Origin of the sequence: Streptomyces sp. KL116D, from assembly GCF_030766975.1 — a bacterium.
GTDB lineage: Bacteria > Actinomycetota > Actinomycetes > Streptomycetales > Streptomycetaceae > Streptomyces > Streptomyces longispororuber_A.
In genome coordinates this window covers 130537-146920 of sequence record NZ_JASERH010000040.1, presented here as the reverse complement: position 1 = coordinate 146920, position 16384 = coordinate 130537, and the positions used below count along the sequence as shown (strand labels likewise).

The window sequence follows — 16384 nt, the reverse complement described above, 5'->3', positions numbered from 1 at the left end:
CCGCACGCATTGATGGCAGGACCGGACATGGGCCGGTGAACAGGAGTGTGATTCCCATGGGCAATTTTCTGCAGGCCCTGTTGATGAAGGTCGGCCTGCTGCTGGCCGAGGCGGTTCTCTCCCGACTCGTGTACGAGCTGTACGCGGCGTACACGCGGTCACGGCAGGCGGGTCCGGCGACCGCCTGACAAGCCCGTGCGGGGCGGCGCGGGCCGCGCCGCCCCGCACGGGGCTCCCTTCACTCAGCTCCCCGTGCCCATCGACGCAGGCGGACCGGCTTCCGGTTCGGGTGCGGGTTCCGGTCGGCGGGTGCGTTCTTCCTGTGTCTCGCAGATCATCCAAGTCGCCCCGGCGACGGCCAGGGCCACCGGCCACTCGAGGGCCCCGACGATCGCGAGGGCCCCGAGGCCGCCGTAGTAGATCAGGTCCTTCGAGTGCGGCGGCGAAGGCAGCCAGCCGGTGACGACACGCGTGTTGCTGGCGAGGTCGCCCGGTGTGAAGTAGGGAATGGGCACCTTGGCGTTCAGCGTGTGCACAGCCAGGTTCTGGTCGTGCTCGTGGGCCTCGGCCCGTTCGGATTCGGTCGGCGGAGAGGCCGGTTGAGCCTGGACGCTCTCCTTCTTGCTCTTCGCTGGAGTGGGCATAGCAACTCCTGGTCTCGTTGCCTGAGAGTGCTGTGCGTACCCGTGCCCGTCCCGGCCACACCCGCATTCCGGTTCGTCCGGACGGCAGGGGGCGAAGTCTGGAATGCGACCGTGTCCCGGGGGCACCTGTGCGGGACGATACACACCTCTCGGCCGGGGGACGGCGGGAAGGTGGGCCACACGATGGGGAATCCGGGAACTGCCTGGCTGTCCACGCTCTTCAGGCCGCTCGTCGCGGGCCGGCGGGGGGCCCAGGACTCCCGCGTCCGGATCCGCGGCGGGCGTGCGCACATCGCGGTACGAGGGCTGCAGGGGTCCCAGGAACCCTCCCTCACCAGGGCGTTCGAAGAGCGCCTCGGCGCCGTGCCCGGTGTCCGATGGGTCGCGGTGAACAGTCATCTGGGCCATGTCGTCGCCGCTGTCGAAGGAACGGTCGAACAGGACAAGCTGCTGGCGACGCTGCGCGAAGCCGTCGAAGCCGTGGAGGGTGAGCACGGCGAGGACGCCGCCCTCCCCGACCACCCGCTGGCCCCCAGGGCGGCACGGGAAGCCGAGCTGGCGCTCGCCGCCCACCTGGCCGCACTGCCGGTGGCCCTCCTGGCGCGGCTGGCCGGCCGCCCCCCGATCCCGGCTGTCTACGCCTCGGTGCTGAGCGCGCTGGAGGCGCACCCAGGCCTGCGCGGCTCGGTGGAGCGCCGTCTCGGCCTGCACGACACCGAATTCGCCAGGGCGTTGCTCAGCGCGGGCGTCAACGCCCTCTCCGGGATCGGCCCCGGCATCGGTGTGGATGCCACCCGCCATGCCCTGCGCCTGCGGGAACTGCTCGCGCACCAGGCCGCCTGGCGGGCGGCGGAGTCCCGGCTCACCGGCTCGGCCGGCCGGTTCGCCGCCGCGGGCGTGCGCGAAACGCCCCGTGAGGTGCCCCTGCGCGCCGGTCCGGTCGAGCGGTACGCCGTCCGTGCGGAGACCGTGGCGGCCGCCTCGTTCGGCGGGGCGCTGGCGATGACCGGCCGGCCCCTGCACGCGGCACGGGCGGTCGTCTCGGTGATCCCGAAGGCACCCTGGCTGGCCCGCGAGGCCTTCGCGAGCGTGCTGGGCAGGGGACTGTCCAGGAGCGGATCGCTCGTCGTCCGCCCCGAGGCGCTGCGCCGGCTCGACCGGGTGGACGTGGCGATCCTCGACACCGATGCCCTCATGACGGGGGCCGATCTCCTCACCGACCTGCTGCCCCTCGAAGAAACCGCCGACGCCGGGGAGTTGGCCGCCGTCGCCCACCGGCTGTTCACCCCCGGACGCCTCGACCGGGTGGGGGAGGACGGACCGTGGCGCCTGGAACCGATGGAGCGCTGCCCGTCACCGGAGCCGACCACGAGCGCCACGGCGTACGCGGCCTACACCGATGCGCGCGCACGACTGGAGCGGAACGGCGCACGCCGGATACTCGGCCTGGTGCGCGACGGCCGGTTGCTCGCACTGGTCGGTGTGGTGCCCGAGGTGGACGAGGCGTCGAGCACCCTGATCGCCGCCGCCGAGCGCTCCGGACTCACGGTGCTGGTCACTCCGGGCGACTCGGAACCGCCCGGGGGCCGGCGCGGGGAGGAGGCGGTCGAGGGCGGTGAGCGGCTCGTCGCGTCGGTGCGCGCGGCCCAACAGGACGGCTCGGGCGTGCTGTTGCTGTCCCGGCGCAGGGACGCCCTGGCGGCCGCCGACGTGGGGATCGGCGTCACCGGGGAGGCCGGGGAGCCTCCGTGGGGCGCGGACGTCCACGTCGGTACGGACCTCGGGCGGGCGGCCGTGCTGCTGGCGGCCTGCAAACCCGCGAGGTCCGTGTCGGGCTGGGGCGTGCGGCTCGCCCAGGCGTCGGCCGGGGTCGGCCTTGCGATGACCGCGGTGCAGAGGGCACGCCGCCCGCTCACCCGCTTCCTGCTGACCGTCAACGGCGCCGCCGCCGTGGGCCTCGGCGCCGGGGTGTGGTCCGCGGCCCGCGTGCTGACGCAGCCCCTTCCGGCGTCGGCGGCGCGTCGGCCGTGGCACGCGATGGACCCGGCCACGGTGCTCGCCAGGACCGGCAGCCGCGCCGAGGGCCTGACGGCCGATCAGGTGAAGGCCCGCACCCGGCGGTCCGGGCGTGCGGCCCCGCGCCCGTCGCTCACGCGGGCGTTCGTCACCGAGACGGCCAATCCGCTCACCCCGGTCCTCGTCGGCGGCGCCGCGCTGTCCGCCGCCGTGGGGGCAGTCCTGGACGCGTCGATGATCCTGGCCGTGACCGCCGTGTCGGGCCTGATCGGCGGCACCCAGCGCTATCTGGCCGACCGCACGGCGGCCCGCCTGTACCACCGCGCGGTGATCCCGGCCCGGGCCGTGCGCGACGGCGCGGAGACGGAGCTGGCCGCCGAAGGGCTGGTCGTCGGGGACGTCGTGGTCCTGCACGCGGGCGATGTCGTCCCGGCGGACTGCCGGCTGCTGACGGCCGACGGGGTGGAGGCCGACGAGTCGGCGCTGACGGGGGAGTCGCTCCCGGTGAGCAAGTCCACCGCACCCGTCCTCGCCCACCACCCCGCCGAGCGCACGTCCATGGTGTACGAGGGCACGACACTCGCGGCGGGGCACGCCCGTGCGGTCGCCGTCGCCACCGGCGAGGCCACCGAGGCGGGGCGCGGCGCCCGGCTCGCCGCCGCCGACGCACCGCGGACCGGGGTGGAGCACCGCCTCGGCCAGATCACCCGGGCGGCACTTCCCGCGGCGCTCGCCTCGGCCGGTGCCGTGGTGGCGGCGGGACTGTTCCGCGGCCGTCCGGTCCGCGAGACCATCGGCGCGGCCGTCGGCCTCGCCGTGGCCAGCGTGCCGGAGGGGCTGCCCTTCCTCGTCACGGCCGCCCAGTTGGCCGCCGCCCGCCGTCTCGCCGAGCACGGGGTCCTGGTGCGCGACGCCCGGACCATCGAGGCGGCCGGCCGCACCGACGTCCTGTGCTTCGACAAGACCGGCACGCTCACCCACGGGCGGCTCGAACTCGTCTCCGTGCACGCCAGGGGCCGTACGCTCCCGCTGGACAGCGGGGAAGCACACCATCGGGCGGTCCTGGCCGCCGGACTGCGCGCCACACCGCGTGCCCGCGGCAGCCGCCGACTCACCCACGTCACGGATCAGGCGATCGCCACGGCGCTCCGGGACGCGGGTGTCCGCCGCGACACGGCAGCGCCCGGCTGGAAGCTCACCGCCACCCTCCCCTTCGAGCCGAGCCGTGGCTTCCACGCGGCTCTGGGCCGCAGCCGGGACGGGCGCCTGCTGTCGGTCAAGGGCGCACCCGAGCAGGTCGTGGACCTGTGCGCCACCCGGGACGGTCGGGCCCTGAACCGGGCGGGCCGCCGGGCGGTGCTGGCCGAGGGACAACAGCTGGCCGCGGCCGGCCATCGCGTCCTGGCCGTCGCCGAACGACGGGCGCCCGCCGGGGCCGGACCGGCACCGGACGACACCGAACTGACCGACGAGGACGTCACCGGCCTGGACTTCCTCGGCTTCCTGGTCCTGGTGGACCAGGTGCGCGGCAGCGCCCAGGGGCTGATCCGCCGCCTCACGAAGGCGGGCGTGCACATCGTCATGATCACCGGGGACCACCCCGACACCGCCGAGGCGATCGCCCGTGAACTCGGCGTCGTCGACGGGCACACCGTCGTGAGCGGCGCCGATCTCGACGACCTCGACGACGACAAGCTCACCGCGCTGCTCCCCACCGTCGGCGTGGTGGCCCGCGCGACACCGCACCACAAGGTCCGCGTCGTGCAGGCCTTCCAGAGCATGGGCCACACGGTCGCCATGACCGGTGACGGCGCCAACGACGCACCCGCCATCCGGCTGGCCGACGTCGGAATCGCCTTCGGCCACCGCGCCACCCCGGCCGCCCGCGCGGCAGCCGACCTGGTGGTGACCAACGGCCGCCTCGAACCCGTCCTCGCCACCCTGGTCGAGGGCCGCGCGCTGTGGGTGACGGTGCGCCAGGCCCTGGCCGTCCTCGTCGGCGGCAACCTCGGGGAGATCGCGTTCGCCGTGAGCGCCGCGGCACTCACCGGCCAGTCGCCGCTCACCGCACGGCAGTTGCTGCTGGTGAACCTGTTCACCGACCTCGCGCCGGCCGTGGCGGTCGCCACCCGCACCCCACGCGGCACCCTGGCCGAGGGCTCCCTGCGTGAAGGCCCCGACATCTCGCTGGGGGCCGCACTCGCACGGGAGACCGGGGTGCGTGCCGGCGCCACCGCGCTGGCGGCGCTCGCGGGGTGGCTGGTGGCCCGGTCCAGCGGCCGCGCGGCCCGGGCGCGCACCGTGGCCCTGCTCGCCCTCGTGGGCGCCCAGCTGGGTCAGACCCTGGTGACCGCACCGAAGAGTCCGACGGTCGTCACGGCCGCCCTGGGGTCGGCCGCCGCTCTGGCCGCCGTCGTCCAGACCCCGGGGGTCAGCCAGTTCTTCGGCTGCACCCCTCTCGGCCCGCTCGCCTGGGCCATCGCGGCGCTCGCCGCCATGGCGGGGACGGTGGCTTCGGGACTTTCCCTGCACATGGTCCGGGACACGAGCGCGGAGTAGCCGGCCGTCCCGGCCGCCCGCATCGGCGCAGCGTCATGGGTCGTCCACCCACGCCCCCCGGTGAACCCAGCGGGAGGCGTGGGACGGCGCCACGGCCCTGCCGACGATCGCAGGGCCGCGGGCCGCCACCGTGACGGCGGCGCCACGGCGACGGGATCACGGGGCGCCCCGCGTCAGATGACGCCCTGCGCCAGCATCGCGTCGGCGACCCGCTCGAAGCCCGCGATGTTCGCGCCCGTCACGTAGTCGCCGGGGGCTCCGTAGCGCTCGGCGGTCTCGTGGCAGGTGGCGTGGATGTCCTTCATGATGTGCGCCAGCTCGTCCTCGACGCGCTGCGCGGGCCAGGAGATCCGGGCGTGGTTCTGCGCCATCTCGAGCGCGCTGACCGCGACACCGCCCGCGTTGGCCGCCTTGCCGGGGCCGAAGGCGACGCCCGCCTGCTGGAACAGGTGGACGGCCGCGGGGGTCGTCGGCATGTTCGCGCCCTCGGAGACCGCCTTCACGCCGTTGCGGATCAGCGTGGTGGCGTCGTCCTCGGTCAGCTCGTTCTGCGTGGCGGACGGCAGCGCCACGTCGGCGGGCACCTCCCAGACGCGACCGCCGCGCACGAAGCGGGCGGAGGCGCCGCGGCGCTCGGCGTACGCGTCGACGCGGCCCCGCTCGACCTCCTTGATCTGCTTGAGCAGGTCGAGGTCGATGCCCTTCTCGTCCACGACGTAGCCGGAGGAGTCCGAGCACGTCACCGGGTTCGCGCCCAGGGCGTGCAGCTTCTCGATGGTGTAGATCGCGACGTTGCCGGAGCCCGACACGACCACCGTCTGCCCCTCCAGGTCCTCGCCGTGCTCGCGCAGCATCGCCTCGGCGAACAGCACGTTGCCGTACCCGGTCGCCTCCGGGCGGATCAGCGAGCCGCCCCAGCCCTGGCCCTTGCCGGTGAGGACGCCGGCCTCCCAGCGGTTGGTGATCCGCCGGTACTGGCCGAAGAGGTAGCCGATCTCCCGCCCGCCGACGCCGATGTCGCCCGCCGGCACGTCGGTGTGCTCACCGATGTGCCGGTACAGCTCCGTCATGAAGGACTGGCAGAAGCGCATCACCTCGGCGTCGCTGCGCCCGTGCGGGTCGAAGTCGCTGCCGCCCTTGCCGCCGCCGATGCCGAGACCGGTCAGCGCGTTCTTGAAGATCTGCTCGAAGCCCAGGAACTTGATGACGCCGAGGTTCACCGACGAGTGGAAGCGCAGGCCGCCCTTGTACGGGCCGAGCGCGCTGTTGAACTCCACCCGGAAGCCGCGGTTGACCTGCACCCGTCCGCGGTCGTCCTGCCACGGCACCCGGAACATGACCTGCCGCTCGGGCTCGCACAGCCGCTCCACGAGTCCCGCCTCGGCGTACTCGGGGCGGGCCGCGAGCACCGGCGCCAGGGTCTCCAGGACCTCGTGGACGGCCTGGTGGAACTCCGGCTGGGCCGGGTTGCGCTGCTCGATCTCGGCGAGGGTCCTGCCGAGTATGTTCTGCATGTCGGATCGCGTCGTCACAGAAGGCCTTTCTGGCGCGGCTACCACCGGATCCGGGAGGGGTGCGGCGACCCAGGTTCCGGTCCATCGACGAGCGCTCGGCGCCATTGCCGTGCGCGGGACAAGATTAGTGTTACGCGCATGTAAACACCTCGACCAGCATGCCAGGCAGGAGCGGCTCACCATGTGAGACCCCGGGACGCTGCGCGGGAAGCGGAATCCCTTGCGGCGCCCCGGTGGCCGGTCAGCCGGTGGTGAGCGACACCTCAGTCGCCTTGATCAGCGCGGTGACCGGGGAGCCGACGGCCAGGCCGAGTTCCGTGACGGCGTCCCTGGTGATCGCGGCGGTCAGCTCGCCGCCCTCGACGGCGACCCGGACGGCCGCCATGGCGGCGCCGGCGGCGATGTCGCTGACGGTGCCGGGCAGCCGGTTGCGGATGGAGAGCCCCTCCACGGAACCCGTGGCGAGGGAGACCTCCGTCGACTTGACCAGGGCGCGCACGGCGGACCCCTCGGCGAGACCGAGTTCCTTGACGGCGTCCACGGTGATGGCGGAGGTGAGGTCGCGGCCGCCGTCGAGGCGGACCCGGACCGTCGCCATGGCCTCGCCAGTGGTGACCGCGGTGACGGTGCCGGGGATCTGGTTGCGGATGCTCAGGCTCATGGGAACGCCTCACGAGGGTGGGGTGAAATGCCGGAATTCCGGCTTGCTGTGCGGTTCACCCTAGAGCCTGTGCGACGGTTCCGGCCGGACGTTCGCGTCCGTCCGTCCGGCCGCTCGCGTCCGTCGGTTCCGGCCGTCCGAGGACGGCCGGAACCGACGGACGTCAGGCGGGATAGGCGTGGGTCTGCGCGGCCTTCACCGCCGCCCACACCTCCGCGCCCGGATGCAGGCCCAGCTCGGCCGCCGCCACCGTCGTGAGACCGGCGGCGAGCGGGAGTTCGCCGGTGAGGTCGGCGCGGATCTGGTCGCCGTGCGTCTCCAGACCGGCCACCTCGCAGTGCCAGAGGTTGCGGGCGCTGGTGCCGCTGGGGCGCTCGCGGTACAGGGTCACCGCGGTCGGCGGGAAGGTGACGAAGACCGGTCCGGTGAGGTCCTCGGTGGTGGTGATCGCGGGCCCGCCGTCCAGCCGGACGGTGTGCCCATCGGCCTGCCCCCGGTACAGGTTGAGGCCGATGAGGTGGGCGATGTAGTCCGTCCGCGGGTGCCGGGCGATGTGGCCGGGGGTGCCCTCCTGGACCACGTGGCCGTCCTCGATGACGACGAGGCGGTCGGCGAGGACCATCGCGTCGAGCGGATCGTGCGTGACGAGGACCGCCACCGCCTCGAACTCGGCGAGGTGACGCCGGAGTTGGGCGCGGACCTCCAGGCGGGTCCGGGCGTCGAGCGCGGCCAGCGGCTCGTCGAGGAGGAGCAGCCGCGGGTGGGTGGCCAGCGCGCGGGCCACGGCGACGCGCTGGGCCTGGCCGCCGGAGAGCCGGCGGGGTTTCGCCCCCGCGTGCGCGGCGAGCCCCATCCGGTCCAGCCACCGCGCGGCCTGGGCGCGGGCCGCCGCCTTGGTCGCGCCGTGGCAGCGCGGGCCGAAGGCGACGTTGTCCAGCGCCGTCAGGTGGGGGAAGAGGAGGTAGTCCTGGAAGACGACGCCGACCGGGCGGGACTCGGGCGGGGTGCGGTCGAGGTCCGTGCCGTCCAGCCGCAGCCGGCCGCCGGTCAGCGGGACCAGTCCGGCGAGCGCGCGCAGCGCCGTCGTCTTGCCCGCGCCGTTGGGGCCGAGGAGGGCGACGACCTCGCCGGGGGCGACGGCCAGGGAGACGTCGAGGCGGAAGTCGCCCCGCTCGACCACGAGACGGGCGTCCAGGCCCTCCCCGTCGGCGGTGGCGGTCGTCCCGTCGGCGGCGGCGACGTGCGCCGTCCTGTCCAGATCGGTCTTGTCGAGATCGGTCATGAGGCGGTCATCCAACGGTCGCGCAGCCCCGCCAGCACGGCGATCGACACGGCCAGCAGCACGAGGCTCAGGGCGATCGCGGCCTCCGGGTCGCTCTGCAGGGCCAGGTACACGGCGAGGGGCATGGTCTGGGTACGGCCGGGGAAGTTGCCGGCGAAGGTGATCGTCGCGCCGAACTCGCCGAGCGCCCGGGCCCAGGCGAGCACCGCGCCCGCCGCGATGCCCGGCGCGATCAGCGGCAGCGTGACCCGCCGGAACGCGGTGAACCGGGAGGCGCCCAGCGTGGTGGCCGCCTCCTCGAAGCGCGGATCGGCGGCCCGCAGCGTGCCCTCCACGCTGATCACGAGGAACGGCATGGCGACGAACGCCTCGGCGACCACGACCCCGGCGGTGGTGAAGGGCAGGGTGATGCCGAACCACGCGTCCAGCCACTTCCCGACGACGCCGTTGCGGCCGAGCGCCGACAGCAGCGCCACACCGCCCACCACGGGAGGCAGTACCAACGGCAGCGTCACCAGGGCCCGTACGAGACCGCGGCCGGGGAACTCGACACGGGCCAGCAGCCAGGCCAGCGGCACGCCGATGACCAGGCTGACGGCGGTCGCCGCCGTCGCGCACAGCAGGGAGAGCCGCAGCGCCTGCCACACCGCCGCGCTGGTCAGCTGGGCGGGCAGGTCCGACCACGGGGTGCGGACGAGCAGGGCGATCAGCGGCACGATCAGGAACGCCAGGCCCAGGAGCGCGGGCAGCAGCAGGGGCAGCGGGGCGCCCCGGAAGCCCCCGGACCCCGTGCGTCCCGGGGGGCGGGAACGGCGACGCCGCGGCCCGCCCGTGAGGGTGTCGGCCGCGGCGTCGGGCTTGTCGAGCGAGGTCACGGCTTCAGGAACCCGGCCGAGGTGAGGACCTTCTGGCCCTCGGCGGACCGGACCAGCTCGATGAACGCCTTGGCGGCAGCCGCGTTCTTCGAGTCCTTGAGCTGCGCGATCGGGTAGTCGTTGACGGCGTCCGCCGACTCGGGGAAGTTCACGCCCTCCACCTTGCCACCCGCGGCCTTCACGTCGGTCTGGTAGACGACCGCCGCGTCGGCCTCCTTCAACTCCACCTTCGTCAGGGCCGCCTTGACGTCCTGCTCGTAGGAGACCGGCGTGAGCTTCAGCTTGCCCGCGTCCAGTGCCTTCTGCGCGGCGGCGCCGCACGGCACCTCCTTCGCGCAGAGCACCACCTTCAGCTGGGAGTCCGTGAGGTCCTTGAGCGAGTCCACCTTGTCGGGGTTGCCCGGCAGGGTGGCGATCTCCAGCTGGTTGCGGACGAAGGTGGCCGGGCTGCCGGCGGCGCCCCCGGCGTCCGTGACGATCTTCATCGTCTTGGGGCTGGCGGCGGCGAACACGTCGGCCGGGGCGCCGCCGGTGATGCTCGCGGCCAGCGAGTCGCTGCCGCCGAAGCTGAAGGTCACCTTGGTGCCCGGGTTCGCCTTCTCGAACTGCCGGCCCAGCGTCGTGAAGCTCTCCTTGAGCGAGGCCGCCGCGAAGACGGTGACCGTGCCGGACGGCTTGCCCGAGGCCGACGCCGAGGAGCCGGAACCGGCGGACGCGGAGTCGTCGGAGGAGGAGCAGGCGCTCAGGGCCAGCAGCGCGGCGGCGCTCACACCGGTCACCTGGACTATCCGGCGGGTCCGGCGCACTGTACGGGTCATCACGGATCTACTCCCTCTCGGCCAAAGCTTGCGCTGAGCATACTGCCGCACCTGCGAGGCGAAAGTCTCCTGTCGCATCGCATGAGCTGGGTTGGAGATTCCGACGGCTGGTATCTGCGTTTGAGTGGAGTCGTCGCTCGGGTACGGTCCCCGGGGAGGTGTCAGCCCGTGAGCGATTCCCTCGCACATGCCCGTACGGCTGCCGTCGCGACGGCGGAAGTGGTGCTCGACGGCGATCTGGCCCGGCCGTCCCGGCTGACCGTGGCCGATCTGCGGAGCCGGCCGCAGCGTTCGGCGGCGGTGGCGTTCGAGTGCGCCACCAGCGGCGTCCGGCACCACCGGTTCACCGGGCCGCTCCTGCACGACGTGCTGTCGGCGGCGGAGCCGGCGTTCGACCCGGCCCGGCGCAAGGACCGGCTGCGCTTCCTCATCGCCGTCAGCGGCGCGGACGGTCATCGCACCCTGCTGTCCTGGGCCGAGATCGACCCGGACTTCGGGCGGGCACCCGTCCTGCTCGCCGTCGCCATGGACGACAGCCCGCTGGACAGCGCGGGCCCCCAGCTCGTCCTCCCGCAGGACCGCTGCGGGGCCCGGTACGTCAGCGGCATCACCGCGATACGGGTCAACGGCGGCTACTCCGCCTGGACCTGACCCGCGGGAAGGGGAGGGGCGGAGGAAGGCCGCGGAGAGAGAGGGGGGGCGCCCTCAGACCCGGTCGATGTGGACGTTCGTGGACTTCACCCGGGCCGTGGCCTCCATGCCGACCTCCAGGCCCAGCTCCTCGACGGCCTCCCGGGTCAGCAGCGACACCAGCCGGTGCGGGCCCGCCTGGATCTCCACCTGGGCGGCCACGTCACCGAGCTTGATCGCGGTCACGATGCCGGGGAAGGCGTTGCGGACCGAGGTGTAGGAGGTCTCCTCGTCACCGGTGCCGCCCTTGGCGAGGCCGACGGAGAAGGCGGCCAGGTCCTGCCCGTCGATGAGCCGCTTCCCGGTCTCGTCCCGGTGGGTCGCCACGCGCCCCGCGTCCGCCCACCGTCGCGCGGTGTCCGGGCTCACGCCGAGCAGCCGGGCTGCCTGGCCGATCGTGTATGACTGCATGGTCGTCAAGATATGCCCCCGCGCCGACGCTCCCGAAGGCGACTCTTCGATCTCCCGGCGAGGCGCGGCGGTCACCCCCGGCGTGCGGCGGAAGTGCGGCGTGCGGCGGTGCGGGTCAGTCTGGTGGGAGGGCCGAAGCGGGGCCGCGACCGAGGCCACGGCGACCAGGGAGTTCACGTATGGCAGGCCAAGTGCTGGTCGGGACGGACGGATCCGAGTCGAGCCTCGAGGCGGTGGCGGCCGCGGCGCGCGAGGCACGCCTGCGCGGAGTGGACCTGGAGATCGTGCACGCCTTCATCTGGCCGCTGGTCAAGGCTCCGACGGCGGCCGCGCCCATCAGCCAGCCCACCAACCGGCTGCGCGAGCAGGCCGACGAGATCGTGGCCGCGGCCGTCGAGCACGCCCGCGTCGCGGAGCCGCAGCTGTCCGCGATCCGCGGCGAGGTGGTCACCGGGGAACCGCTGACCATCCTGGCCGCCCGTTCGCGCGACGCGAGCCTGGTCGTCGTCGGCAGCAGAGGTCTGGGCGGCTTCACCGGCCTGCTGATCGGCTCGGTCGCGGTGCATCTGGCCGCCCACGCGCACTGTCCCGTCCTCGTCCTGCGCGGCCGGGCCGCCGCCGAGGGGCCGGTGGCGGTCGCCGTGGACGGCTCGGGCGACGCGCAGGCCGCCGTCGACGAGGCGTTCGCGCACGCCGCGCGCCGGGCGACCGGACTGCTCGCCGTGCAGGTCTGGAGCACCTGGACCGGCCCGGGCAGGGAGTGGCCGGGCGACATGGCGCCCCTCGTCTTCGACGTCGACAAACTGCGCGAGGAGTGCGAGCGCACCCTCGCCGACGCCGTCGCACCCGGCCACGCCCGCCACCCCGACGTCGCCGTCGAGGAACGGGTGGTGGAGGGCCGCGCCCGGCCGGTCCTCATCGAGGCCTCCGGCGAGGCCCAGCTGATGGTCGTGGGCGCCCGGGGGCTGGGCGGCTTCACCGGTCTGCTCCTCGGCTCGGTCAGCCAGGCCCTGCTCCAGCACGCGGACTGCCCGGTCCTCGTCGTCCGCCGGTCGCCCGAAGGCACCGAAGCCACCGAAGGCACTGAAGGCCCCTAAGGCACCGAAGGCCCCTAAGGCAGGGACGGTACCGAAGCCGCATCCTGGTCGGCTTTTCGCCCGAGACGTCCACGGACCGACCTCGTGCGCGGTGGATCACAGGGTGCGGAGGGTGGACAGGGCGCGTACGGGCTCGTAACTTAACGAATGTTCGACAAAGATCGTGGTCGTCCTTCGTGACCTGAGCCGGGAGCCCGCATGGCCGACGCAGTACTCGCCGAATTCCGTGACGACGGGATCACCGTCATCACGCTCAACCGCCCAGAGGCCCGCAACGCGGTGAACCGGGCCGTCGCCGAGGGCGTCGCCGACGCGCTCGACGAGCTCGACCGCCGCGACGACCAGGTCGTCGGCGTCATCACCGGTGCGGGCGGCACGTTCTGCTCCGGCATGGACCTCAAGGCGTTCCTCGCGGGGGAGCGCCCGGTCGTCGAGGGGCGTGGTCTCGCCGGGATCACCGAGGCGCCGCCCCGCAAGCCGATGATCGCCGCCGTCGAGGGGTACGCCCTGGCCGGCGGCTGCGAGATCGTCCTCGCCTGCGACCTGGTCGTCGCCGCCGACGACGCGCGCTTCGGGATCCCCGAGGTCAAGCGCGGCCTCGTGGCGGCCGCGGGCGGTCTGCTCCGGCTGCCGCGCCGCATCCCGCCGCAGATCGCCCTGGAGATCGCTCTCACCGGCGACTTCCTGGAGGCCGGCCGGGCGCACGGGTTCGGTCTCGTGAACCGGCTCACCGCACCGGGCCAAGCCCTCGACGGGGCACTGGAGTTGGCGCGCGCCATCGCCGCCAACGGGCCGCTCGCCGTGCGCGCCACCAAGCAGATCCTCAGCGAGGCCCGCACCTGGAGCGCCGACGAGGAATGGGTCCGCATGCGCGAGATCACCGCCCCCGTGTTCGGCTCCGACGACGCGAAGGAAGGTCCCCGCGCCTTCGCGGAGAAGCGCGCGCCGCGCTGGACCGGGCGGTGAGCGCCGGACCGCTGGCCGGAGTGCGGGTCGTCGAGCTGGGCGGGCTCGGCCCCGGCCCGTTCTGCGGCATGCTGCTCGCCGACCTCGGCGCGGAGGTGATCCGCGTCGACCGGCCCGCCGAGGCCGGACGGGCCACCCGGCACCCCGTGATCCATCGCGGCCGCACCTCGATCGCCGTGGATCTGAAGCACCCCGAAGGCGCCGACGCCGTACGGAAGTTGATCGCGGGCGCCGACGCCGTCATCGAGGGGTTCCGGCCCGGCGCCGTGGAGCGCCTCGGGCTGGGCCCCGACGTGTGCCTCGCCGCCAACCCGGCACTCGTCTACGGGCGGATGACGGGCTGGGGTCAGGACGGCCCCCTCGCCCAGGAGCCGGGGCACGACATCAACTACATAGCCTTGGCGGGCGCGTTGCACGCCATCGGGCCCGCCGGTGGCGATCCCGTGCCGCCGGTCAACCTCGTCGGCGACTTCGGCGGGGGCGGCATGCTGCTCGCCCTGGGGCTCGTGAGCGCGCTGCTGCACGCCCGCACCAGCGGCGAGGGGCAGGTCGTCGACGCCGCGATGACCGACGGCACCGGCCTGTTGCTCGCCATGACCTACGGCTTCCTGGCCCAGGGCGCCTGGGAGGACCGGCCGGGGGTGAACCTCCTCGACGGCGGCGCGCCGTTCTATGCCGTCTACCGCTGCGCGGACGGCGGGCACGTCGCGGTCGGGGCCATCGAGCCGCAGTTCTACGCCGCTCTGCTGGACGTCCTCGGACTGCGCGACGACGAACGGTTCGCGCGGCAGCGCGAGCGTGCCGCCTGGCCCGCGATGAAGTCCGCGCTGACGGCCCTGTTCGCCACGCGCCCCCGGGACGAGTGGGCGCGGGCCTTCGACGGGAAGGGCGCGTGCGTCACCCCCGTCCTCTCGCTCACCGAGGCCGCCGCGCACCCGCACAACACCGCCCGCGGCACCCACCGCCGCGGCCCCCACGGCGGACAGGAACCCGCGCCCGCCCCCAGGTTCAGCGGCACGCCCGCCGGTGAACCGGCCCCCGCGCCGGTCATCGGCGCGCACACGGGCGACGCGCTCACGGCCGTGGCCGGACTCACCCACGACGACATCGACCGGCTGCGCGAGAAGGGAATCGTCGGATGAGGCGGTACGTGCCCGAAGGAATGCCCGAGAGCCTGCCCTACCCCGAGGCGTCCCTGGGCGACCTGCTCGCCGGCTCGGCGCACCGGCACGCCGACCGGCTCGCCCTGCGGGACGGCGAACTCATTCTGACGTACGCGGAGTTGTACGACCGGGCGTGCCGGGTCGCCGCAGGCCTGCGGGAGCGCGGCGTACGGCACGGCGACACGGTCGCGCTGCACCAGCCCAACTCCGCCTGGTTCACGGTCACGTACTACGGCGTGCTGCTGGCCGGCGCGGTCGTCACCCCTGTCAACCCCGCCCTGCCGCCGAAGTCGCTGCGCGACCAGCTCCAGGAGGCGGGCGCCGTCGCGGTGTTCACGCATCCCGCGACCCGCGCCGCACTCGACGAGGCCGAGGTGCCGGGCGTCCGGCTCACCGTCCTGGTCCCGCCGACCGACGCCGCCCCCGCACCGCCGGGCACGGACCCGGACACGGGCGCGGGCGCGGATTCGGGCGGCACCCGCCTGGAGGACCTGCTGGCCGCCGAGCCACTCGCCCCCGTGGCGGTGTCCGGGGACGACCTCGCCCACCTCTCCTTCACCGGCGGCACCACGGGCCGCTCCAAGGCGGTGCGCGTCCTGCACCGCAACGTGGTCGCCAACGTCCTGCAGATGGCCTGCTGGCGGGGCGCCGCCCGGCCCGTCGTCGACGCCGGGGGACGTGTCCACCTGGAGCCGGTGCCCGAGGCCCGGACGCCGTACACGATCGAGATCGGTGCGTCGACCGGCGTCGCGCTCGCGCCCATGTTCCACGCGATGGGGCTGGTCAGCCAGTCCGTGAGCATGGCCACGGGGACGAGCGTCGTGCTCGCCGGACGGTTCGAGCCGCGCCGGTTCGTGCGGCTCGTCGAGGAGCACCGGGTGACCATGCTCCCCGGCTCGCCCAGCCTCTTCCACGCCCTGCTCGCCCTGCCCGGCATCGAGGACGCCGACCTCACCTCGGTGCGCATCGTCAACTCCGGTGCCGCGCCCATCGATGCACACGCACTGCACCGGCTCGGCGAGCTGTTCCCCCGCGCCTGCATCGTCGAGGGGTACGGCCTGACCGAGGCCACCATGGCGCTCACCACCCACCCGATGCTGCGCGAAGGACCCGTGCCGACCGGCAGCGTCGGCGCGCCGCTCTTCGACACCGACATCGAGATCAGGGAACTCGGCTGCGGGCCGGTGCTGCCGGCGGGGCGGACCGGGGAGGTGTGGGCGCGCGGACCGCAGATCACCGACGGCTACCAGGGGCACCGCGATCTGACCGACGAGCAGTACCGGGACGGCTGGCTGCGCACCGGTGACCTGGGGCGGCTGGACGAGGACGGCTGGCTGTTCCTCGTCGGCCGGGCCAAGGACATGCTGATCTACAAGGGGTACAACGTGTACCCGACGCCCCTGGAGGACCTCCTCCACGAACACCCCGCGGTCGAAGGGGCCAGCGTCATCGGCGCGCCGCACGCGGAGGCCGGGGAGATACCGGTCGCGTACGTCGTCACCCGGCCCGGCCACCCGTCCGGGCCCGAACTCGCCGCGCGGCTCATGGAGTTCGTGGCCGCGCGCGTCGCCCCCTACCAGCGGGTGCGCGAGATCCACTTCATCGACGCCCTGCCGGTCTCCGCGGCGGGCAAGATCCTCAAGACGGAGCTGCGGCAGCGTCACGCCTGACGCGCGGCACCGGGAAAG

14 protein-coding genes are annotated in these 16384 nt (G+C 74.0%); 7 read left to right on the top strand and 7 right to left on the bottom strand.

Translation table 11 applies throughout. The features are described from left to right. Positions 1-56 precede the first annotated feature (56 nt). Positions 57-188 (top strand): hypothetical protein, encoded by a 132-nt coding sequence (locus RBJ77_RS16620; RefSeq protein WP_255971321.1) that lies wholly within the window; start codon positions 57-59, stop codon positions 186-188. Between the two features lie 54 nt (positions 189-242). On the opposite strand, the gene RBJ77_RS16615 is transcribed toward RBJ77_RS16620, so the two are convergent. Then, positions 243-644 (bottom strand): hypothetical protein, encoded by a 402-nt coding sequence (locus RBJ77_RS16615; RefSeq protein WP_372345740.1) that lies wholly within the window; start codon positions 642-644, stop codon positions 243-245. A gap of 183 nt (positions 645-827) precedes the next feature. Here RBJ77_RS16615 and RBJ77_RS16610 point away from each other — a divergent pair, with 183 nt between their 5' ends. Continuing rightward, entirely contained in the window at positions 828-5219 is a 4392-nt protein-coding gene (locus RBJ77_RS16610; protein ID WP_372345739.1) for an HAD-IC family P-type ATPase, read from the top strand. 173 nt (positions 5220-5392) lie between these two features. On the opposite strand, the gene gdhA is transcribed toward RBJ77_RS16610, so the two are convergent. The 5 genes from gdhA to modA all read right to left on the bottom strand — a co-directional run bounded on the left by gdhA (position 5393) and on the right by modA (position 10369). After that, positions 5393-6733, bottom strand: coding sequence for an NADP-specific glutamate dehydrogenase (gene gdhA, locus RBJ77_RS16605; RefSeq protein ID WP_372345738.1), 1341 nt, complete (start codon positions 6731-6733; stop codon positions 5393-5395). Positions 6734-6974: 241 nt separating this feature from the next. Then, positions 6975-7394, bottom strand: a complete 420-nt coding sequence (locus RBJ77_RS16600) for a molybdopterin-binding protein (protein ID WP_372345737.1) — start codon at positions 7392-7394, stop codon at positions 6975-6977. Positions 7395-7557: 163 nt separating this feature from the next. Continuing rightward, positions 7558-8676 carry an ABC transporter ATP-binding protein gene (locus RBJ77_RS16595; RefSeq protein ID WP_372345736.1) on the bottom strand — a complete coding sequence of 373 codons (1119 nt, stop codon included), beginning with the start codon at positions 8674-8676 and terminating at the stop codon, positions 7558-7560. Further along, positions 8673-9551, bottom strand: a complete 879-nt coding sequence (locus tag RBJ77_RS16590; RefSeq protein ID WP_372345735.1) for an ABC transporter permease — start codon at positions 9549-9551, stop codon at positions 8673-8675. Before RBJ77_RS16590 ends, RBJ77_RS16595 begins: the two co-directional genes overlap by 4 nt. Continuing rightward, entirely contained in the window at positions 9548-10369 is an 822-nt protein-coding gene (gene modA / locus RBJ77_RS16585; protein ID WP_372345734.1) for a molybdate ABC transporter substrate-binding protein, read from the bottom strand. The genes RBJ77_RS16590 and modA overlap by 4 nt, the downstream gene beginning before the upstream one ends. 168 nt (positions 10370-10537) lie before the next feature. On the opposite strand from modA, the gene RBJ77_RS16580 reads away from it, so the two are divergent. Beyond that, the gene (locus tag RBJ77_RS16580) at positions 10538-11020 is read left to right on the top strand and encodes a molybdopterin-dependent oxidoreductase (protein ID WP_372345733.1); all 483 of its coding nucleotides are present in this window, start codon (positions 10538-10540) and stop codon (positions 11018-11020) included. A 54-nt stretch (positions 11021-11074) separates the two neighbouring features. Here RBJ77_RS16580 and RBJ77_RS16575 read toward each other — a convergent pair whose 3' ends face one another. Beyond that, positions 11075-11470 (bottom strand): molybdopterin-binding protein, encoded by a 396-nt coding sequence (locus tag RBJ77_RS16575; RefSeq protein WP_255971339.1) that lies wholly within the window; start codon positions 11468-11470, stop codon positions 11075-11077. A gap of 179 nt (positions 11471-11649) precedes the next feature. Here RBJ77_RS16575 and RBJ77_RS16570 point away from each other — a divergent pair, with 179 nt between their 5' ends. The 4 genes from RBJ77_RS16570 (at position 11650) to RBJ77_RS16555 (ending at position 16366) form a co-directional block, all read left to right on the top strand. After that, positions 11650-12567 (top strand): universal stress protein, encoded by a 918-nt coding sequence (locus RBJ77_RS16570; protein WP_372345732.1) that lies wholly within the window; start codon positions 11650-11652, stop codon positions 12565-12567. Between the two features lie 198 nt (positions 12568-12765). After that, complete coding sequence (locus tag RBJ77_RS16565) at positions 12766-13533, top strand: crotonase/enoyl-CoA hydratase family protein (RefSeq protein ID WP_372345731.1); 768 nt, start codon at positions 12766-12768, stop codon at positions 13531-13533. Next, positions 13530-14675, top strand: coding sequence for a CaiB/BaiF CoA transferase family protein (locus RBJ77_RS16560; protein WP_372345730.1), 1146 nt, complete (start codon positions 13530-13532; stop codon positions 14673-14675). The genes RBJ77_RS16565 and RBJ77_RS16560 overlap by 4 nt, the downstream gene beginning before the upstream one ends. An 8-nt stretch (positions 14676-14683) precedes the next feature. Further along, positions 14684-16366: a class I adenylate-forming enzyme family protein gene (locus RBJ77_RS16555; RefSeq protein ID WP_372345729.1), complete on the top strand. Its 1683-nt coding sequence runs from the start codon at positions 14684-14686 to the stop codon at positions 16364-16366. The last annotated feature ends 18 nt before the right edge of the window (positions 16367-16384 follow it).